Annotated in this window: 23 protein-coding genes; all 23 read right to left on the bottom strand. The window is 56.7% G+C overall.

Features of this window, described 5'->3' with window-relative positions; translation table 11 throughout:
* Window positions 1-27: 27 nt before the first annotated feature.
* Window positions 28-213: a type Z 30S ribosomal protein S14 gene (locus HGI30_RS03115; protein WP_013312154.1), complete on the bottom strand. Its 186-nt coding sequence runs from the start codon at window positions 211-213 to the stop codon at window positions 28-30.
* A 27-nt stretch (window positions 214-240) separates the two neighbouring features.
* On the bottom strand, window positions 241-783 hold the full coding sequence (gene rplE / locus HGI30_RS03110; protein ID WP_028598208.1) for a 50S ribosomal protein L5: 543 nt from the start codon (window positions 781-783) through the stop codon (window positions 241-243).
* A gap of 31 nt (window positions 784-814) precedes the next feature.
* Window positions 815-1,168 carry a 50S ribosomal protein L24 gene (gene rplX, locus HGI30_RS03105; protein ID WP_084136920.1) on the bottom strand — a complete coding sequence of 118 codons (354 nt, stop codon included), beginning with the start codon at window positions 1,166-1,168 and terminating at the stop codon, window positions 815-817.
* A 37-nt stretch (window positions 1,169-1,205) separates the two neighbouring features.
* Complete coding sequence (rplN, locus tag HGI30_RS03100) at window positions 1,206-1,574, bottom strand: 50S ribosomal protein L14 (RefSeq protein WP_048743599.1); 369 nt, start codon at window positions 1,572-1,574, stop codon at window positions 1,206-1,208.
* Window positions 1,575-1,612: 38 nt separating this feature from the next.
* Window positions 1,613-1,876 (bottom strand): 30S ribosomal protein S17, encoded by a 264-nt coding sequence (gene rpsQ, locus HGI30_RS03095; protein ID WP_028598205.1) that lies wholly within the window; start codon window positions 1,874-1,876, stop codon window positions 1,613-1,615.
* Between the two features lie 47 nt (window positions 1,877-1,923).
* Complete coding sequence (gene rpmC / locus HGI30_RS03090) at window positions 1,924-2,124, bottom strand: 50S ribosomal protein L29 (protein ID WP_168906338.1); 201 nt, start codon at window positions 2,122-2,124, stop codon at window positions 1,924-1,926.
* Window positions 2,114-2,548 carry a 50S ribosomal protein L16 gene (rplP, locus tag HGI30_RS03085; protein WP_168906337.1) on the bottom strand — a complete coding sequence of 145 codons (435 nt, stop codon included), beginning with the start codon at window positions 2,546-2,548 and terminating at the stop codon, window positions 2,114-2,116. Before rplP ends, rpmC begins: the two co-directional genes overlap by 11 nt.
* A 2-nt stretch (window positions 2,549-2,550) precedes the next feature.
* Window positions 2,551-3,216 carry a 30S ribosomal protein S3 gene (gene rpsC, locus HGI30_RS03080; RefSeq protein WP_168906336.1) on the bottom strand — a complete coding sequence of 222 codons (666 nt, stop codon included), beginning with the start codon at window positions 3,214-3,216 and terminating at the stop codon, window positions 2,551-2,553.
* Window positions 3,217-3,229: 13 nt separating this feature from the next.
* Entirely contained in the window at window positions 3,230-3,565 is a 336-nt protein-coding gene (rplV, locus tag HGI30_RS03075) for a 50S ribosomal protein L22 (RefSeq protein WP_168906335.1), read from the bottom strand.
* A gap of 46 nt (window positions 3,566-3,611) precedes the next feature.
* Window positions 3,612-3,890, bottom strand: a complete 279-nt coding sequence (gene rpsS / locus HGI30_RS03070) for a 30S ribosomal protein S19 (RefSeq protein WP_021878327.1) — start codon at window positions 3,888-3,890, stop codon at window positions 3,612-3,614.
* 72 nt (window positions 3,891-3,962) lie between these two features.
* Window positions 3,963-4,793, bottom strand: coding sequence for a 50S ribosomal protein L2 (gene rplB, locus HGI30_RS03065; RefSeq protein WP_168906334.1), 831 nt, complete (start codon window positions 4,791-4,793; stop codon window positions 3,963-3,965).
* Window positions 4,794-4,819: 26 nt separating this feature from the next.
* On the bottom strand, window positions 4,820-5,110 hold the full coding sequence (rplW, locus tag HGI30_RS03060) for a 50S ribosomal protein L23 (protein WP_168906333.1): 291 nt from the start codon (window positions 5,108-5,110) through the stop codon (window positions 4,820-4,822).
* Complete coding sequence (rplD, locus tag HGI30_RS03055) at window positions 5,110-5,733, bottom strand: 50S ribosomal protein L4 (RefSeq protein ID WP_028598198.1); 624 nt, start codon at window positions 5,731-5,733, stop codon at window positions 5,110-5,112. Before rplD ends, rplW begins: the two co-directional genes overlap by 1 nt.
* 29 nt (window positions 5,734-5,762) lie before the next feature.
* Window positions 5,763-6,386, bottom strand: coding sequence for a 50S ribosomal protein L3 (gene rplC / locus HGI30_RS03050; protein WP_168906332.1), 624 nt, complete (start codon window positions 6,384-6,386; stop codon window positions 5,763-5,765).
* Between the two features lie 46 nt (window positions 6,387-6,432).
* Complete coding sequence (rpsJ, locus tag HGI30_RS03045) at window positions 6,433-6,741, bottom strand: 30S ribosomal protein S10 (protein WP_017692074.1); 309 nt, start codon at window positions 6,739-6,741, stop codon at window positions 6,433-6,435.
* 333 nt (window positions 6,742-7,074) lie between these two features.
* The gene (gene tuf / locus HGI30_RS03040; protein WP_168906331.1) at window positions 7,075-8,265 is read right to left on the bottom strand and encodes an elongation factor Tu; all 1,191 of its coding nucleotides are present in this window, start codon (window positions 8,263-8,265) and stop codon (window positions 7,075-7,077) included.
* A 103-nt stretch (window positions 8,266-8,368) separates the two neighbouring features.
* Window positions 8,369-10,444, bottom strand: coding sequence for an elongation factor G (gene fusA / locus HGI30_RS03035; protein ID WP_168906330.1), 2,076 nt, complete (start codon window positions 10,442-10,444; stop codon window positions 8,369-8,371).
* A 38-nt stretch (window positions 10,445-10,482) separates the two neighbouring features.
* Complete coding sequence (gene rpsG / locus HGI30_RS03030; protein WP_028598194.1) at window positions 10,483-10,953, bottom strand: 30S ribosomal protein S7; 471 nt, start codon at window positions 10,951-10,953, stop codon at window positions 10,483-10,485.
* Between the two features lie 51 nt (window positions 10,954-11,004).
* Window positions 11,005-11,424 carry a 30S ribosomal protein S12 gene (gene rpsL / locus HGI30_RS03025; RefSeq protein ID WP_028598193.1) on the bottom strand — a complete coding sequence of 140 codons (420 nt, stop codon included), beginning with the start codon at window positions 11,422-11,424 and terminating at the stop codon, window positions 11,005-11,007.
* A 161-nt stretch (window positions 11,425-11,585) separates the two neighbouring features.
* Window positions 11,586-11,825: a ribosomal L7Ae/L30e/S12e/Gadd45 family protein gene (locus tag HGI30_RS03020; RefSeq protein ID WP_328805273.1), complete on the bottom strand. Its 240-nt coding sequence runs from the start codon at window positions 11,823-11,825 to the stop codon at window positions 11,586-11,588.
* 180 nt (window positions 11,826-12,005) lie between these two features.
* Window positions 12,006-15,629 carry a DNA-directed RNA polymerase subunit beta' gene (gene rpoC / locus HGI30_RS03015; protein ID WP_168906328.1) on the bottom strand — a complete coding sequence of 1,208 codons (3,624 nt, stop codon included), beginning with the start codon at window positions 15,627-15,629 and terminating at the stop codon, window positions 12,006-12,008.
* Between the two features lie 31 nt (window positions 15,630-15,660).
* Entirely contained in the window at window positions 15,661-19,206 is a 3,546-nt protein-coding gene (gene rpoB / locus HGI30_RS03010) for a DNA-directed RNA polymerase subunit beta (RefSeq protein ID WP_168906327.1), read from the bottom strand.
* A gap of 376 nt (window positions 19,207-19,582) precedes the next feature.
* Entirely contained in the window at window positions 19,583-20,203 is a 621-nt protein-coding gene (locus tag HGI30_RS03005; RefSeq protein ID WP_168909692.1) for a class I SAM-dependent methyltransferase, read from the bottom strand.
* Window positions 20,204-20,246 lie beyond the last annotated feature (43 nt).

The raw sequence follows: 20,246 nt of genomic DNA, 5'->3' as shown, positions 1-20,246 counted from the left end.
TGTACCTCCTTCCCTAACTAAGACGAATTACCAGCTGGCTTTTTTCACGCCAGGAATCTGGCCTTTGTATGCTAATTCACGGAAACAAATCCGGCAAATTTTAAACTTCTGCAGAACCGAGTGAGGACGTCCGCAGCGCTCGCAGCGCGTGTAGGCGCGAACCTTGAACTTCGGCGTGCGTTGTTGCTTAACTTTCATCGAAGTTTTAGCCACTTTGGTATTACACCTCCTGATTCGCGATTACTTCGCGAACGGCATTCCCAGTTGGGTCAGCAGCTCACGGGATTCTTCGTCCGACTTCGCCGTCGTTACGATAACGACGTCCATGCCGCGGACTTTATCGACTTTGTCGTATTCGACCTCCGGGAAGATCAGCTGCTCTTTAAGACCGAGGGTGTAGTTGCCGCGACCGTCGAAAGCTTTGGTCGATACGCCGCGGAAGTCACGTACGCGCGGCAGCGCGGTGTTGAACAGTTTGTCGAGGAAGTAGTACATGCGGTCGCCCCGCAGCGTTACTTTTACCCCGATCGGCATGTTCTCACGAAGCTTGAAGCCTGCGATCGACTTCTTCGCGCGCGTGATGACCGGCTTTTGACCCGAGATGAGGCGGAGATCTTCGACAGCCGTGTCAAGCACTTTGGAGTTGGCGACTGCTTCGCCTACGCCCATGTTGATGACGACCTTCTCGATCTTCGGCACCTGCATTACAGTCGAATAGTTGAACTTCTGCATCAGAGCAGGAGTTACGTCGTTCAGGAAACGCTCTTTCATTCTTGCTGCCATGGTAAAGGGTCCTCCTTTCCGTAAAGAATAATTAGTCGATAACCTCGCCGGAGCGCTTCGCAACGCGGACTTTCTTGCCGTTGTCCAGCACTTTGTAGCCGATGCGGGTTACGTTGCCGCTCTTTGGATCCACGTGCATCACGTTGGATACATGGATCGGAGCCTCTTGCTCGATGATGCCGCCCTGAGGGTTCGCTTGGGAAGGACGCGAATGCTTCTTCACCATGTTCACACCTTCGACCAGAACGCGGTTCTCACGAGGGTAAGCTGCGATGACGCGGCCTTTTTTGCCTTTATCTTTGCCCGTGATGACGATAACGGTATCGTCTTTCTTCACGTGCAGCTTGTTGTTGTGGGATTCCAGAACTTTTTTAACCTTTGGCATGTGTTACACCTCCTGCTCCTTGAATCACGCAGCTAGATTAGATAACTTCCGGTGCAAGCGATACGATCTTCATGAAGTCTTTCTCACGAAGCTCGCGCGCAACCGGTCCGAAGATACGAGTACCGCGAGGGGATTTGTCTTCCTTCACGATTACAGCTGCGTTCTCATCGAATGCGATGTAGGAACCGTCCTTGCGGCGAACCGTACGCTTCGTACGAACGATAACCGCTTTGACTACATCGCCTTTTTTGACAACGCCACCGGGTGTTGCTTGTTTGACCGAGCATACGATCAGGTCTCCGATGTGTCCTACACGGCGTCCCGTACCACCCAGTACGCGGATGCACATCAGTTCTTTCGCGCCGGAGTTGTCAGCAACCGCAAGGCGTGTAAAAGGTTGAATCATTGAAATGTCCTCCTTTCAAACTTGATGGTCGAATCGTATTAGAGGATTACGGCTTCTTCTACGACTTGAACCAATCTCCAGCGCTTGTCTTTGGACAGCGGGCGAGTTTCCATGATTTTAACCGTATCGCCGATTTTGGCGGTGTTGTTTTCGTCATGGGCCTTGAATTTCTTCGTGTACTTGATGCGTTTATGGTACAGATCATGTTTTTTGTAGGTTTCTACAGCCACCACGATCGTTTTATCCATTTTGTCGCTGACCACTTTGCCAATCTGAACTTTGCGGTTGTTGCGTTCGCTCATGTTCTTCCTCCTTCCTCAGGCTGGGCGTGTATAGGCACGCGGCTGATTTAGCTGCTGATTCCCAGTTCTCTTTGGCGCAGTACCGTTTTGGCACGTGCGATTTCTTTCCGAACAACGCTGATACGCGTCGGGTTGTCCAGCTGGCCCGTAGCCAGTTGGAAGCGGAGGTTGAACAGCTCTTCTTTAAAGCCGGCAACCTTTTGGTTGAGTTCGTCAGTGGTCAGGTTGCGGAATTCACTAGCTTTCATTTGCTTCACCACCCACTTCTTCGCGTTTCACAAACTTCGTTTTAACCGGGAGCTTGTGGGCCGCAAGGCGCATGGCTTCGCGAGCGATTTCCTCGGAGACTCCGGCAAGCTCGAACATCACTTTGCCAGGCTTCACGACGGAAACCCATTTCTCGACGTTACCTTTACCGCTACCCATCCGCACCTCGAGAGGCTTTTGTGTGATCGGCTTGGAAGGGAAGATTTTAATCCAAACCTTACCGCCACGCTTGATGTAACGGGTCATGGCGATACGGGCGGACTCGATCTGACGGTTGGTGACCCAACCCGGCTCAAGCGCCTGCAGGCCGTATTCACCGAAGTGAACTTCCGTGCCGCCTTTAGCGCGACCTTTCATGTGACCGCGTTGTTCTTTGCGGTGTTTGACGCGTTTAGGTACCAACATGATTAGTTGCCTCCTTCCTGGACGGCTGCTTTCTTTTTAGAAGGAAGGATTTCACCGCGGTAGATCCACACTTTTACGCCGATGCGGCCGTAAGTCGTATGGGCTTCAGCCGTGCCGTAGTCGATATCGGCGCGGAGCGTATGAAGCGGAACGGTGCCTTCGCTGTATCCTTCTTGACGAGCGATCTCTGCGCCGCCGAGACGGCCGCTGACCGAAGTCTTGATTCCTTTTGCGCCTGCGCGCATGGAGCGCTGCAGAGCTTGCTTCATGGCACGGCGGAACGAAGTCCGGCGCTCCAGCTGCTGAGCGATGCTTTCAGCAACGAGCGTTGCATCCAGATCCGCTTGCTTGATTTCGGAGATGTTGATGTGGACTTTCTTGCCGCCCGTAATGCGAGTCAGCTCGCTGCGGAGGTTCTCCACCTCGGAACCGCCCTTGCCAATGACCATGCCCGGCTTCGCCGTGTAGATCGTGACGTTGACGCGGTTTGCTGCGCGCTCGATCTCGATGCGGGATACAGAAGCGTCCTTCAGTTTTCCTTTAAGGAATTCGCGAACTCGAACATCTTCCATCAGAAGAGTGCCGAAGTCTTTACCCGCGTACCATTTGGATTCCCAGTCCCGGATGACTCCGATCCGAAGACCAACCGGATTTACCTTTTGACCCACTCGTTATCCCTCCTTATTTTTCGGATACGACCAGCGTGATGTGGCTAGTACGTTTGTTGATGCGGCTTGCACGTCCCATAGCGCGCGGCATGAACCGTTTCATCGTCGGACCTTGGTTGACGAATACCTGGGATACGACCAGATTGTTCACGTCCATCTGGTAGTTGTGCTCTGCGTTGGCGATAGCCGAATTCAGCAGCTTCTCGATGATCGGCGATGCAGCACGTGGTGTGTGACGCAGGATCGCGATCGCTTCACCGACTTGCTTGCCGCGGATCAAGTCAACGACGAGTTGAGCCTTGCGAGGCGCGATGCGAATTTGGTTAGCATGTGCTCTTGCTTCTGCCATGACAGGTACCTCCTCTCAAACAGCTTGATTATGGAAAGGCAGCGGCTTAGCGTCTGCCCGTTTTCTTGTCGTCGTCGTGACCTTTGTAGGTACGAGTCGGTGCGAATTCGCCGAACTTATGTCCGACCATGTCTTCCGTCACATAAACCGGCACGTGCTTGCGGCCATCGTAAACAGCCAGCGTGTGTCCGATGAATTGCGGGAAGATCGTGGAACGGCGGGACCAGGTTTTGATCACCGTCTTTTTGTTCGCAGCGTTGAGTTCTTCAACTTTCTTCAGCAGGTACCCATCGATGAAAGGACCTTTTTTCAAACTACGACCCATGAATTGGTTCCTCCCTTCCTCAAGACGTTAGCGTGACGCAGACGACGTCACGCACAGTCGCTCAAGCGATTATTATTTCGTACGGCGACGAATAATATATTGGCTCGATGCTTTTTTCTTCTTCCGCGTTTTGGCGCCGAGGGTCGGTTTGCCCCAAGGAGACATAGGCGATTTGCGTCCGATTGGAGCGCGGCCTTCACCACCACCGTGCGGGTGATCGTTCGGGTTCATGACGACGCCGCGAACTTCAGGACGCTTGCCCAGCCAACGGGAACGGCCGGCTTTACCGATTTTCACGAGCTCGTGATCCTCGTTGCCGACAGAACCGATCGTAGCACGGCAAGTTTTGAGGATGCGGCGAACTTCGCCGGAACTCAAGCGGATGACCGCGTATGCATCCTCTTTACCGAGGAGCTGAGCTTCCGTACCGGCAGCGCGAACGAGTTGTCCGCCTTTGCCAGGCTTCATCTCGATGTTGTGGATCAGCGTACCGACTGGGATGTTCTCCAGTGGAAGAGCGTTGCCCACTTTGATGTCAGCGGATGGACCGGAAACGATCTGGTCGCCGACCTTCAGGCCTTTAGGTGCGATGATGTAACGCTTCTCGCCATCGACATAGTGGATCAGCGCGATGTTCGAGGTGCGGTTCGGATCGTACTCGATCGTCGCTACGCGGCCTGCGATGCCATCTTTGTTGCGCTTGAAGTCGATGATGCGGTATTTGCGCTTATGTCCGCCGCCGTGGTGGCGAACCGTGATCTTGCCCTGGTTGTTGCGGCCGGCTTTTTTGAAGAGCGGCGCCAGGAGCGATTTCTCCGGTACGTTCGTTGTGATCTCTTCGAATGTCGAGACCGACATGCCGCGACGGGCCGGGGAAGTCGGTTTGTACTTCTTGATTGGCACTTTGTTTCCCTCCTTGTCTCGTCAGATTAGACCGACTCGAAGAATTCCAGCTCTTTGCTGTCCTCGCTCAGTTGAACGAAGGCTTTCTTCCACTCGGACGTATAACCGGAATGACGGCCGTAGCGCTTCGGCTTAGCCGGTACGCGAAGCGTGTTAACGCTGCTGACCTTTACATTGAAGATCTGCTCGACAGCAGATTTGATCTCGGTTTTATTGGCACGGATATCGACTTCGAACACATAGCGCTTCGAGGCCATGAGCTCCGTCGATTGTTCCGTGATGACCGGGCGCTTGATAATATCGCGTGGATCCTTCATTACGCAAGCACCTCCTGTACTTTCTCGACCGCATCCTTGGTGATGATGAGTTGGTCGTGCGACAGCACATCCAGAACATTGATGCCATCAGCTGCGACGAACTTCACGCCAGGGATATTGCGGGCGGACAGAGCCACGTTGTTCTCGAATTCAGCCGTAACGACGAGCGCTTTGCGGCCGACTTTGAGGTTGTTCAGCACGGCTTTGAATTCCTTCGTCTTCGGAGCTTCGAAGCTCAGTTGATCCAGAACGATCAGCTCGCTTGCGATGACTTTGGAAGACAGTGCCGAACGGATCGCCAGACGGCGAACTTTCTTAGGCAGCTTGAAGCTGTAGCTGCGCGGAGTCGGTCCGAAGACAGTGCCGCCGCCAACCCATTGCGGGGAGCGGATCGAACCCTGACGAGCACGGCCGGTGCCTTTTTGTTTCCAAGGCTTGCGTCCGCCGCCGCGTACTTCGGAGCGTCCTTTCGTCTTGTGCGTGCCAGCGCGCTCGGCTGCTTGCTGAAGCAGAACGGCGCTATGCAGGACATGCGAGTTAGGCTCGATGCCGAAGACATGCTCGGAAAGCTCGATGTCGCCGACTTGGGAGCCGCTCACGTTGAAGATAGCTACTTTAGGCATAGCTTGTTCCTCCTTTCTTCAGGCGGTGCTTATTTCTTCACCGTTTGTTTGATTTTTACGAAGCTGTTTTTAGGACCCGGAATGGAGCCTTTAACCAGCAGGACGTTGCGCTCTGCATCGACGCGTACGACTTCAAGCTTTTGAATCGTAATCGTCTCGTGGCCCATGTGGCCTGGCAGGCGCTTGCCTTTAGGAACGCGGTTCGCTTGGATGGAGCCCATCGAACCAGGTCCGCGATGATAGCGGGAACCGTGCGCCATCGGGCCGCGGCTTTGTCCCCAGCGCTTGATAACGCCTTGGAAGCCTTTGCCCTTGGATACGCCAGTTACGTCAACGAATTCGCCTTCCGTGAATACGTCGGCTTTAATTTCTTGGCCAACTTCATATTCGCCCAGGTTAATGCCGCGAATTTCACGAATGTAGCGCTTAGGAGCCGTATTGGCTTTTTTCGCGTGGCCGATTGCAGGTTTCGTCGCGTTCTTCTCCTTTTTGTCGGAGAAGCCGAGTTGAACCGCCTCATAGCCGTCGTTCTCTTGGTCTTTCTTCTGCAGGATGACACATGGACCGGCTTCGATAACCGTGACTGGCACGACGTTACCTTCAGCTGTGAACACTTGCGTCATACCGATCTTTTTGCCTAAGATACCCTTCATGTTGACACCTCTTTTCGTTCTCACTTAGCTTTCGCTTGTGGATAACTTACAGTTTGATTTCGATATCGACACCGGACGGCAGGTCCAGACGCATCAACGCATCAACCGTTTGCGGAGTCGGGTTCACAATGTCGATCAGACGCTTGTGCGTACGCTGCTCGAACTGCTCGCGCGAATCCTTGTACTTGTGTACTGCACGGAGAATGGTGATGATTTGCTTTTCCGTCGGAAGCGGAATCGGTCCAGAAACACCTGCTCCGGAACGTTTTGCGGTTTCCACGATTTTCTCTGCAGACTGGTCAAGAATGCGGTGATCGTATGCTTTCAAGCGAATACGAATCTTTTGCTTTGCCATATAAGTCCCTCCTTCTATCGCCCAATTTAGTATCGGACATACTCCGCGAGAACTCCTCCCACACGCTCCATGGCAAAGGAGCCGGGTGTGTCAGCAACCTCCCGCATCATCGCAACGTCACAGACCAACAGACAATAGTTTATCACGTTGCATGGGCGATTGCAACATGGAAATGCCAAATGAACGAGCTGCATTTGATGTACCGACTAGTTCCGTGAGTTGTTTCGCCCTCTATCCATTCGGTTGATCGAGTTTCTTCTATAGAATAAGAACTAAAAAAGCCTCTGCCGGAGGCAGAGGCTCTTGCCGTCCGCAGCTAACGCTGCAGAGAGCTTATTTTTGGATCGTTGCAACGGCGCCGGCACCAACCGTACGGCCGCCTTCGCGGATCGAGAAGCGCGTGCCTTCTTCGATTGCGATTGGAGCGATCAGCTCAACCGTAACGGTGATGTTGTCGCCAGGCATAACCATTTCCGTACCTTCCGGCAGGTTGATGATGCCCGTTACGTCCGTCGTGCGGAAGTAGAACTGTGGACGGTAGCCCGTGAAGAAAGGCTTGTGGCGTCCGCCCTCTTCTTTGGTCAGGACGTAGATTTGAGCCGTGAAGTTCGTGTGCGGCTTAACGGAGCCTGGCTTGGCCAGAACTTGTCCGCGCTCGATGTCTTTACGGTCAACGCCGCGCAGCAGGGCGCCGATGTTGTCGCCAGCTTGTGCGGAATCCATCAGCTTACGGAACATTTCAACGCCCGTAACGACGGATTTGCGGGATTCTTCGGCAAGACCGATGATTTCGATCTCGTCGGAGACTTTGACCGTACCACGGTCGATACGGCCGGTAGCAACCGTACCGCGGCCCGTGATCGTGAACACGTCCTCGACTGGCATCAGGAAAGGCTTCGCCGTGTCGCGCTCAGGAGTCGGGATGTACGTGTCGATTTGCTCGAAGAGCTCGACGATTTTTTCAGCCCAAGGGCCGTCTGGGTTTTGCAGGGCTTCACGAGCAGCGCCGCGGATGATCGGCGTGTCGTCGCCTGGGAACTCGTACTCGTTCAGCAGGTCGCGTACTTCCATCTCAACCAGCTCGAGGAGCTCTTCGTCTTCAACCATGTCGCATTTGTTCAGGAATACGACGATGTAAGGAACGCCGACTTGGCGGGAGAGCAGGATGTGCTCGCGCGTTTGCGGCATAGGGCCGTCAGCTGCGGATACAACCAGGATCGCGCCGTCCATTTGAGCTGCGCCGGTGATCATGTTTTTAACATAGTCGGCGTGGCCTGGGCAGTCAACGTGAGCGTAGTGGCGGTTTGGCGTCTCGTACTCGACGTGTGCCGTCGAGATCGTGATGCCGCGCTCGCGCTCTTCTGGAGCTTTGTCGATTTGGTCGAACGCGATTGCCGCGCCGCCGTATTTTTTGGAAAGAACCGTCGTGATGGCAGCCGTCAGCGTCGTTTTGCCGTGGTCGACGTGACCGATGGTGCCAATGTTAACGTGGGGTTTAGTACGTTCAAATTTAGCCTTTGCCATTGAACTTAATCCTCCTTCAAGGTCAGGAAAGTTTATGTTAGGTGACAGACCGTTCACCGCTTGAGCGGCAGGCACGGCCTGTCACAGCGAACCTATCTTGAGATTACTCCGATTTGCTCTTGGAGACAATCTCTTCCTGGATCGATTTTGGAACTTCTTCGTAGTGCGAAAGTTCCATGGAGAACACGCCGCGTCCTTGGGTACCGGAACGCAGGGTCGTGGAGTATCCGAACATCTCGGCAAGCGGCACCTTGGCACGAACGATTTGCGCGCCTCCGCGCGAATCCATGCCTTCGATGCGTCCACGACGGGAGTTCAGCATGCCCATGACGTCGCCCATGTACTCTTCCGGAATCGTGACTTCGACCTTCATGATCGGCTCGAGAATGACAGGCTTACATTTGTCTTTCGCAGCTTTGAGGGCCATGGAGCCTGCAATCTTGAACGCCATCTCCGAGGAGTCGACGTCATGATAGGATCCGTCGAAGATCGTCGCTTTGATGTCAACCAGCGGGAAGCCAGCGATGACACCGTTTTTCATGGACTCTTCGATACCCGCTTGAGTCGGGCCGATGAATTCGCGAGGCACGACGCCACCGACGACTTTGTTTTCGAAGACAAAACCGCTGCCTGGCTCGAGCGGCTCGAATTCGATCCATACGTGGCCGAACTGACCGCGGCCGCCGGATTGACGAACGAATTTGCCTTCGACCTTAGCCGCTTGACGGAAGGTCTCACGGTAAGCGACTTGCGGTTTGCCTACGTTCGTCTCAACTTTGAATTCGCGGAGCATACGGTCAACGAGGATCTCCAGGTGAAGCTCACCCATGCCCGCGATGATCGTTTGACCCGTTTCTTCGTCCGTATGAGCGCGGAACGTCGGATCCTCTTCCGAGAGCTTCTGCAGAGCGATGCCCATCTTGTCTTGGTCAGCCTTGGTTTTCGGCTCGACCGCGAGCTGGATGACAGGCTCAGGGAAGTTCATGGATTCAAGGATGACCGGATTCTTCTCGTCGCAAAGCGTGTCGCCCGTCGTCGTATCCTTGAGGCCTACGGCTGCGGCAATGTCGCCGGCGTAGACCGAATTGATCTCCTGACGGCTGTTCGCGTGCATTTGAAGAATACGGCCGACCCGCTCGCGCTTGTCCTTCGTCGCGTTGACAACGTAGGAACCGGAGTTCAATACGCCGGAGTAAACGCGGAAGAAGGTCAGTTTTCCGACGAAAGGATCCGTCATGATTTTGAATGCGAGAGCCGCGAACGGCGCTTCGTCGGAAGACTCGCGAGTCGTCTCGGTTCCGTCTTCAAGGGTACCTTTGATCGCTGGAACGTCGATCGGAGCCGGCAGGTAGTCGACTACGGCATCCAGCATCATTTGCACGCCTTTGTTCCGGTAAGAAGAGCCGGCGATGACTGGGAAGATCTTCACTTCGACAACGCCCTTGCGGAGCGCTGCTTTAAGTTCTGGAATGGAGATTTCTTCGCCTTCCAGATACTTCATCATGAGTTCTTCGTCCAGCTCGGCTACTTTCTCAACCAGTTCCGCACGGAGCACTTCGGCTTGCTCGACCAGATCGGCTGGAATCTCAACTTGCTCCGGATCCTTGCCGAGGTCGTCTTTGTATTTGTAGGCGACGCGCTCCACCAGGTCGACCACGCCGACGAAATCGTTCTCGGCGCCGATCGGCAGTTGGATCGCAACAGCATTGGCTTGCAGGCGTTCCCGCATGTCCTTGATGACATTCAGGAAGTCTGCGCCGATGATGTCCATTTTGTTGATGTATGCAATCCGAGGAACGTTGTAACGGTCAGCCTGACGCCATACGGTTTCGGACTGAGGTTCTACGCCTTCTTTCGCACTGAATACGCCAACCGCCCCGTCCAATACGCGCAGGGAACGCTCGACTTCAACGGTGAAGTCGACGTGTCCCGGGGTGTCGATAATATTGATGCGGTTGCCCTTCCACTGAGCCGTCGTCGCGGCAGACGTAATCGTAATGCCGCGCTCTTGTTCCTGCTCCATCCAGTCCATCGTCGCTGCGCCTTCGTGCACTTCGCCGATTTTGTGGGTACGGCCTGTGTAGAACAGGATCCGTTCCGTGGTCGTGGTCTTGCCCGCATCGATATGCGCCATGATCCCGATGTTACGCGTATTTGCCAAGGAGAACTCTCTTGCCATTGGAATGTCTCCTTTCAAATTGGTGCTGCTTTAGAATTCTACCAGCGGTAGTGGGCGAACGCTTTGTTCGCTTCTGCCATCTTGTGCGTGTCTTCGCGCTTCTTAACCGCAGCGCCCGTGTTGTTGGAAGCGTCGAGGATTTCAGCCGCCAGACGCTCTTCCATCGTTCTCTCGCCGCGATTGCGGGAGTAGTTCACGAGCCAGCGGAGACCGAGAGCGGTACGGCGCTCAGGCTTGACTTCGATCGGCACCTGGTAGTTGGAGCCGCCTACGCGGCGAGCTTTGACTTCCAGTACAGGCATGATGTTCTTCAGGGCTGCTTCGAACACTTCCATAGGATCTTTACCGGAACGTTCTTGAATCAGCTTGAAGGCATCGTACAGCAGTGTTGCAGCAACACCGCGTTTGCCGTCGATCATGATGCGATTAATGAGACGCGTAACGAGCTTGCTGTTGTAAATCGGATCCGGCAGTACGTCGCGTTTTGTTACAGGACCTTTGCGTGGCATTGGAGCAAGTCCCCCTTTCCCTCAGTTTTATTGGTATAGATGAAGCGAATCTTATTTCTTCACTTTCGGACGCTTCGCGCCGTACTTGGAGCGAGCTTGCTTGCGGTTGTTCACGCCTGCTGTATCGAGCGCGCCGCGAACGATGTGATAACGTACGCCTGGAAGGTCTTTTACACGTCCGCCGCGAATCAGCACGACGCTGTGCTCCTGGAGGTTGTGACCGATACCCGGAATGTAAGCCGTTACCTCTACTTTGTTCGTCAGACGAACACGGGCATACTTACGAAGCGCGGAGTTCGGTTTTTTCGGAGTCATCGTACCTACACGGGTGCAGACACCACGTTTTTGAGGAGCGCTGATTTCCGTAGCCTCACGTTTCAGGGCGTTGAAGCCCCGTTGCAGTGCTGGCGATTTGGACTTGACCACTTTTGCTTGACGGCCTTTGCGGACCAGTTGGTTGATAGTTGGCATGTCGGTTGCCACCCCCTTCCCATAATTCATGAAACGCTGAACTGCATTCTGCTCATTATTTAAGCCCACAGGTCCAGGCGGTTCATCTTTGGACAAACAAAAGTTTTTGCCTGCGCAAGTCGCTCGATCAATCGATCTCCCTGCCGACAAAAACATCGTTCCTACTTTTCATCCAGTACGACCGCGGCCATCGCAGCTCCGACGTCGATCCCGCATTCCTTGCCGAGATCCGCCATGCTGTCGAACCACTTGATCGGTATGCCATCCTTCTCGCTCTGCGCGACAATGCCGCGAGTAAGCTTCGGATCCGCATCCCGAGCCACATAAACGCAGATCGCTTGACGCGATTCCAACGTCCTGGCCGTCTGCTTGGTGCCAATCTTGTAAGCCAAGGGATTCACCATCCTTAACCAAGTACAAGAGATAAGCCACAGGCACACTTCGATATACTACCACTAGTCGAATGTCCGTGTCAAGAAGACTTGGCCATTCTTCCGCCCCTCCAGCCTTGAAGCCTCGCAGCAGCGGCAGCTGACCGATATCCGGTCAGCTGCCGCTCTGGAGAAGCTTGGAGCCTTGCCTTAAGACTCGACCGCTACGGACTCGCCGACTTCCTCGCCGGTCGTCTCGATCTCGTCTTCCTGGCCGACGAAGCGGATGCTGCGGTACCGGTTCATGCCCGTTCCCGCTGGAATCAGCTTGCCGATGATGACGTTCTCCTTGAGTCCAAGCAGCTGGTCGACCTTGCCTTTGATGGCGGCGTCGGTAAGGACGCGGGTCGTCTCCTGGAAGGAAGCTGCGGAGAGGAAGGAGTCTGTCTCCAGGGAGGCTTTGGTGATGCCGAGCAGCACTGGCTTGGCGACCGCCGGCTCGCGGCCGGACAGCAGCACCTCGCGGTTGGCTGCCTCGTATTCGTGCACGTCGACGAAGGCTCCCGGCAGAAGTTTCGTGTCGCCCGCATCGACGATACGGATTTTACGGAGCATCTGCTTGATCATGACCTCGACGTGCTTGTCGTTGATTTCTACGCCCTGGTTCCGGTAAACGCGCTGGACTTCCTGCAGGATGTAGTTCTGTACCCCGCGGATGCCTTTGATGCGCAGCATTTCCTTCGGATCGATGGAGCCGTCGGTAAGCTCGTCGCCGGCTTCCAGGTGCTGGCCTTCGATGACGCGGATGCGGGAACCGTAGCTGACCGGGTAGACTTTCGACTCGGCTTCGCCTTGAACCTCGATTTCGCGGCGGTCCTTCGTCTCGCGGATGCTCTTGACGACGCCGTCCAGCTCGCTGATGATCGCTTGGCCTTTTGGATTGCGGGCCTCGAACAGCTCCTGGATACGCGGCAGACCTTGCGTGATGTCGTCTCCGGCAACGCCGCCGGTGTGGAACGTACGCATCGTGAGCTGGGTTCCCGGCTCGCCGATCGATTGCGCCGCGATGATGCCGACCGCTTCGCCGATCTCGACATGCTTGCCGGTCGCCAGGTTGCGGCCGTAGCAGATCTTGCAGACGCCGTGGCGGGCGCGGCAGCTCAGCACGGAGCGGATCTGCAGCTTCTCGATGCCGGCGTTGACGATCGCATCGGCTTTCGTCGCATCGATCAGATCGTTGCGGGCGACGATGACTTCGCCTGTCTCCGGATGGCGGACGGTCTCGAACGAGTAGCGGCCCTCGATGCGGTCGAACAGGTCCTCGATGACTTCCTTGCCGTCCTGGATCTTGGAGACGGTGATGCCTTTGTCCGTGCCGCAATCGTCCTCGCGGACGATGACGTCCTGCGCGACGTCGACGAGGCGACGGGTCAGGTAGCCCGAGTCAGCGGTACGAAGAGCCGTATCGGCGAGACCTTTGCGCGCGCCGTGAGTCGAGATGTAGTACTCAAGGACGGTCAGGCCTTCGCGGAAGTTCGACTTGATCGGGAGCTCGATGATCCGTCCGGACGGGTTCGCCATCAGGCCGCGCATGCCGCCGAGCTGGGTAATCTGCGATTTGTTACCCCGCGCCTTGGAATCGACCATGAGCATGATGGAGTTGTAGCGGTCCATCGATTTCATGAGGATATCCGTGATCTGGTCCTTCGTCTTGCTCCAAATCTCGATGACGCGGTCGTAGCGCTCTTCGTTCGTAATCAGGCCGCGGCGGTACTGATTCGTGACGATTTTGACCTTCTCGTCGGATTCCTTGAGGATCTCGACCTTCTCCGGCGGCACGATGACGTCGGAGACGGCGACCGTGATGCCCGCGCGGGTGGAGTAGGTGAAGCCAAGCTCCTTGATCTTGTCGAGGATTATGGACGTCCGCGTCGTATGGTACAGGCGGAAGCATTCGGCGATGAGCAGGCCGAGATACTCTTTGCCGACAGCGCCCATCTGCGGCACGTTCTCCAGGAACGAGTTCAGGTCCGCGCCTTTTTCGTAGACGAAATATTTATCCGGCGTTCCATCCATCAGGTTGGTCTTGGTCGCCTCGTTGATGTACGGGAACGAGCTCGGGAAGATCTCGTTGAAGATGACCTTGCCGACCGTCGTCGAGATGAGCGAGCGGTTCTGCTCTTCCGTGAAGGCGTCCTTACGAAGCACCTTGGCCGGAATGAAGATGCGCGCATGCAGCGAGACGATGCCGCGCTGATACGCGGAGATCGCTTCGTTGACCGTGCCGAACACGGAGCCGGAGCCGAGAGCTTCCTTGTTGTCCATCGTCAGATAGAAGGAGCCCAGGACCATATCCTGCGAAGGCGTGACGACCGGCTTGCCGTCCTTCGGGTTGAGGATGTTGCCGGCGGCCAGCATGAGCAGGCGCGCTTCGGCTTGAGCCTCGGCGGACAGCGGCACGTGGACGGCCATCTGGTCGCCGTCGAAGTCGGCGTTGTAGGCCGTACATACGAGCGGATGAAGCTTGATCGCCTTGCCTTCGACAAGGATCGGCTCGAACGCCTGGATGCCGAGACGGTGAAGCGTAGGGGCGCGGTTCAGCAGGACCGGATGCTCCTTGATGACTTCCTCGAGCACATCCCAGACCTCGGCGCTGACGCGCTCGACTTTGCGCTTCGCGCTCTTGATGTTGTGCGCGAGGCCTTTGTTCACGAGCTCCTTCATGACGAAAGGCTTGAACAGCTCCAGCGCCATCTCTTTCGGGAGGCCGCACTGGTACATCTTCAGGTTCGGGCCGACGACGATAACCGAACGGCCGGAGTAGTCGACGCGCTTGCCGAGCAGGTTCTGCCGGAAACGGCCTTGCTTGCCCTTCAGCATGTGGCTGAGCGATTTGAGCGGACGGTTGCCCGGTCCGGTGACCGGGCGGCCGCGGCGGCCGTTGTCGATGAGGGCATCGACGGCTTCCTGCAGCATCCGCTTCTCGTTCTGCACGATGATGTCCGGCGCGCCCAGGTCGAGCAGGCGCTTCAGACGGTTGTTGCGGTTGATGACCCGGCGGTACAGGTCGTTGAGGTCGGAGGTCGCGAAGCGTCCACCGTCGAGCTGGACCATCGGACGAAGCTCCGGCGGGATGACCGGGAGCACGTCAAGGATCATCCAGTCCGGCTTGTTGCCGGAGTGGCGGAACGCCTCGATGACTTCCAGGCGCTTGATGGCGCGGTTGCGGCGCTGGCCTTGGGCCGTGCGCAGCTCTTCCTTCAGCTGGTCCAGCTCGCGTTCCACGTCGATGTCCTGAAGCAGCTTCTTGACCGCCTCGGCGCCCATGCCGGCATGGAAGCCGTAGCCGTACTTCTCGCGGTAGCTGCGGTATTCCTTCTCGGAGAGCAGCTGCTTCTTCTCCAGCGGCGTCTCGCCCGGATCGGTGACGACGTAGCTGGCGAAGTAGATGATCTCCTCGAGCGAACGGGGCGACATGTCGAGCGCCAGCCCCATCCGGCTCGGGATGCCTTTGAAGTACCAGATGTGGGATACCGGAGCGGCGAGCTCGATATGGCCCATGCGCTCGCGGCGCACCTTGGCGCGCGTCACTTCGACGCCGCAGCGGTCGCAGACGACGCCTTTGTAGCGGACGCGCTTGTACTTGCCGCAGTGGCATTCCCAGTCCTTGGTCGGTCCGAAGATCTTCTCGCAGAAAAGACCTTCTTTCTCCGGCTTGAGCGTCCTATAGTTAATGGTCTCCGGCTTCTTGACTTCTCCGCGGGACCAAGAGCGAATCTTTTCCGGCGATGCGAGGCCGATCTTCATGTACTCGAAGTTGTTCACGTCCAACAAGGAGCAACCCTCCTTCATTCAAGTATGGCTCTTATTCCACGCCTGCTTCGGCGCCTTCCAGGTTGAGGTTGAGCTTGTCGCCCGTGCCCTCTTCCTCGTCGTCGATTTCCTTCATCTCGATCTCGTCCTCGTTCTCGTTGAGGATCTTGACGTCCATGCCGAGGGACTGCAGTTCCTTGATGAGGACCTTGAACGACTCCGGAACGCCTGGCTCCGGCACGTTCTCGCCCTTGACGATCGACTCGTAGGTCTTGACGCGGCCGACGACGTCATCGGACTTGACCGTAAGAATCTCTTGCAGGGTATACGCCGCGCCGTAGGCCTCCAACGCCCACACTTCCATCTCGCCGAAGCGCTGGCCGCCGAATTGGGCCTTGCCGCCGAGCGGCTGCTGCGTGACGAGGGAGTACGGACCGGTGGAGCGGGCGTGGATCTTGTCGTCGACCATGTGCGCCAGCTTGATCATGTACATGACGCCGACCGTGACTTCGCGTTCGAAGCGCTCGCCGGTACGGCCGTCGTACAGGATCGTCTTGCCGTTGCGCTGCATGCCGGCCTCTTCCATCGTATCGAATACGTCGTACTCGCGGGCGCCGTCGAATACCGGCGTAGCCGCGTGGATGCCGAGGCGCTTGCACGCCATGCCGAGGTGGACTTCGAGCACCTGGCCGATGTTCATCCGGGAAGGAACGCCCAGCGGGTTGAGGACGACTTCGACCGGCGTGCCGTCCGGCAGGAACGGCATGTCTTCTTCCGGCAGGATGCGGGCGATGACGCCCTTGTTGCCGTGGCGTCCGGCCATCTTGTCGCCTTCGGAAATCTTCCGCTTCTGCGCGATGTAGACGCGCACCAGCTGGTTGACGCCCGGCGGCAGCTCGTCGCCGTTCTCGCGGGTGAATACCTTGACGTCGACGACGATGCCGTCGGTGCCGTGCGGCACGCGCAGGCTCGTGTCGCGGACCTCGCGCGCCTTCTCGCCGAAGATGGCGTGCAGCAGGCGCTCTTCCGCCGTCAGCTCCGTCACGCCCTTCGGCGTAACCTTGCCGACGAGGATGTCTCCGGCGCTGATTTCCGCGCCGACGCGGATAATGCCGCGCTCGTCGAGATTCTTGAGCGCCTCTTCGCCGACGTTCGGGATGTCGCGAGTGATCTCTTCGGGTCCGAGCTTCGTGTCGCGCGCCTCCGACTCATATTCCTCGATATGGATGGACGTGTACACGTCTTCCTTGACGAGCTTCTCGCTGAGCAGGATCGCATCCTCGTAGTTGTAGCCTTCCCACGTCATGAACGCGACGACGACGTTGCGGCCGAGCGCCAGCTCGCCCTGTTCCGTGGACGGGCCGTCCGCGAGGATGTCGCCTTTTTTGACGATATCGCCTTTGCGGGCGAGCGGACGCTGGTTGATGCACGTGCCCTGGTTGGAGCGGGTGAACTTATGGAGCTTGTGCTTCACGAGGTCGCCCGTCACCGGCTTGCCGTCGACGTTCTCGACGCGGCGCACCCAAATCTCGTTGGCCGAGGCACGTTCGATGACCCCGTCGTGCTTGGACACGATGCAGACGCCCGAGTCCTTGGCCGACTTGTGCTCCATGCCGGTGCCGACGAGCGGCGCCTTCGGAATGAGGAGCGGCACCGCTTGACGCTGCATGTTGGATCCCATGAGCGCGCGGTTGGAGTCATCGTTCTCAAGGAACGGAATGAGCGCCGTGGCGACCGATACGACCTGCTTCGGCGAGACGTCCATGTAGTCGACGCGCTCCGTCGGCATCGTCAGGATGTTGTCGGCCTGCTTGTTGTAGCGGACGATGACCTGGTCGTCGATGAAGCGGCTGTCTTCGCCGAGCAGCGCGTTCGCCTGGGCGATGACATAGTTGTCCTCTTCATCGGCTGTCAGGTACGCGATCTGCTCCGTGACGACGCCCGTCTTCGGATCGACCCAGCGGTACGGCGCTTCAATGAAGCCGTACTCGTTGATCCGGGCGAAGCTGGAGAGGGAGTTGATGAGTCCGATGTTCGGACCCTCCGGCGTCTCGATCGGGCACATCCGGCCATAGTGGGAATGGTGGACGTCGCGAACTTCCATGCCGGCGCGCTCGCGCGTCAGGCCGCCCGGTCCGAGAGCGGAGAGGCGGCGCTTGTGCGTCAGCTCGGCAAGCGGGTTCGTCTGGTCCATGAACTGCGACAGCTGCGAGGAGCCGAAGAACTCCTTGATCGACGCGATGACCGGACGAATATTGATGAGCGCCTGCGGCGTGATGGCGTTGGCGTCTTGAATCGACATGCGTTCGCGCACGACGCGCTCCATGCGGGAGAGGCCGATGCGGAACTGGTTCTGCAGCAGCTCGCCTACGGAACGCAGGCGGCGGTTGCCGAGATGGTCGATGTCGTCCGTGCTGCCTACGCCGTGCAGCAGGTTGATGAAGTAGTTGATCGACGAAATGATGTCCGCCGGCGTGATGTGCTTGACGGACTTGTCGATGACGTCGTTGGAAATGACTTTGATGATTTTGCCATCTTCGTTCGGCGCGAATACGCTGATCGTCTGGAGTGGGATACTATTGGCATCCATGACGCCGCCGGCGACCTGATGGACCTTGCTGCTGAGCTTGTTCTCCAAGTGCGGCAGCAGCTCGTCAAGCAGGCGGCGATCGATCATCTGGCCGGCTTCAGCCAGAATCTCGCCCGTAGACGTGTCAACGAGCGTCTCGGCCAGACGCTGATTGAAGAGGCGGTTCTTGATATGGAGCTTTTTATTGATCTTGTACCGGCCGACATTGGCCAGATCATAGCGTTTCGGGTCGAAGAAGCGCGCGACGAGCAAGCTTTTGGCGTTGTCCAGCGTCGGCGGCTCGCCCGGACGAAGGCGCTCGTAGATCTCGATCAGAGCTTTTTCCGTCGAGTCGGTGTTGTCCTTGTCCAGCGTGTTCTTGATGTACTCGTCCTGACCGAGCAAGTCCAGAATCTCGGCATCGGTACCGAAGCCGAGGGCGCGAAGAAGCACCGTTACCGGGATCTTCCGGGTACGGTCGATGCGCACATAGATGATGTCCTTGGCGTCGGTCTCGAGCTCCAGCCACGCGCCGCGGTTCGGGATGACGGTAGCCGTGTAGGTGCGCTTGCCGTTCTTGTCGACCTTCGTGCTGAAGTAGACGCTGGGTGAGCGTACCAATTGGCTGACGATGACGCGCTCCGCACCGTTGATGATGAAGGTGCCCGTATCGGTCATCAGCGGAAAATCGCCCATGAACACTTCCTGTTCCTTGACCTCGCCCGTTTCCTTGTTAAGGAGCCTTACCTTAACGCGCAGCGGCGCGGCATACGTAACGTCGCGTTCTTTTGACTCATCGACCGAATACTTCGGCTCTCCGAGACTGTAGTCGATGAATTCCAACGAAAGATTTCCCGTGAAGTCCTGGATCGGCGAAATGTCCTGGAAGAGCTCCAGCAGATCGCTTTCCAAAAACTTCTCGTAAGACTTTTGTTGGATTTCAATCAAGTTCGGAACCTCGAGCACTTCGTGAATCCGGTTATAGCTCCTACGCGTGCGTCGACCATACTGAACAAGTTGTCCTGCCAACTTAACCTCACCCCTCATGTCTGCTTCTCAGCTTGATAAGCGCACTCATGACTAGACCGCACAGCCCGTTCACCGCGATCTCCCTGCTTGAAATCAAGGATCGGCGTGGTAAATAAAGAAAAGCCCTTATCGAATAGGGTTCGAAAAAAGAGCATGCATCCGGCCTGGAACCTCGGCCTCTCCACGGATGAGCCACCGCAGGAGAGACGGTCTCCTATCATGTAATTTTGCCCAAAATCTAAACATTATACGTCAAAAACCAGATTTGTATGCGCACGGCATCAAATAAAAAATTCTTGACATTTTAGCGGACTAAAGAGAATCCGCCTATTTTAATGCTGACATTTTATAATATTAACACAACGGTTTGGGCGAGTCAAGAAAAATGAGAATCAGGTCCCTTGATCGCTTTGAAAATACGAAAGCCCTTGTCTTTGCCGACCTCGATGACTTTGGCGAACAGCTGCTGGAGCTTGGCTTCCGCGGATGGAGCTCCCTGCTTTTTCTGAATGACGACCCACATGCTGCCGCCTGGCCTCAGCAGCTCTGCGCCTTCTTCGAAGATTCGGTGCACGACCGCCTTGCCGGCGCGAATCGGCGGGTTCGTCAGGATGACGTCGAACTTTTCCATGCCGGCAGCGGCCTCATATAAATCGCTCTGCCGAATCTCAACGTTCGAAATGCCGTTGCTGCGCGCATTGTCCCGAGCCAGCTCGATCGCACGCTCGTTGATATCGAGTAACACCGCCAGCCCTTTGGGAGCGAGACGGGCCGCGGTGAGTCCGATCGGACCGTAGCCGCAACCGACATCGAGCACCCGGTCCGCTTCTCCGATCTGCATTTCTTCAATGAGAAAACGGCTCCCGTAATCGATGCCCCCTTTGGAAAACACGCCGTTGTCCGTCCAAAATTGGAACGAAAAACCGCGCAGCGACGTCTCATGCCGCTGCCGGTTTGGTTTGGCATCGGGCGTTTTGGAGTAGTAATGGTCCGCCATGCCGATGGCTCCCTTCGCGTTAATTAGAAAGAGAACCCCTTGG

The sequence above is a fragment of the Paenibacillus albicereus genome (assembly GCF_012676905.1).
GTDB classification, from domain to species: Bacteria; Bacillota; Bacilli; order Paenibacillales; family Paenibacillaceae; genus Paenibacillus_O; species Paenibacillus_O albicereus.
This window is presented reverse-complemented; position numbering and strand designations above follow the sequence as displayed.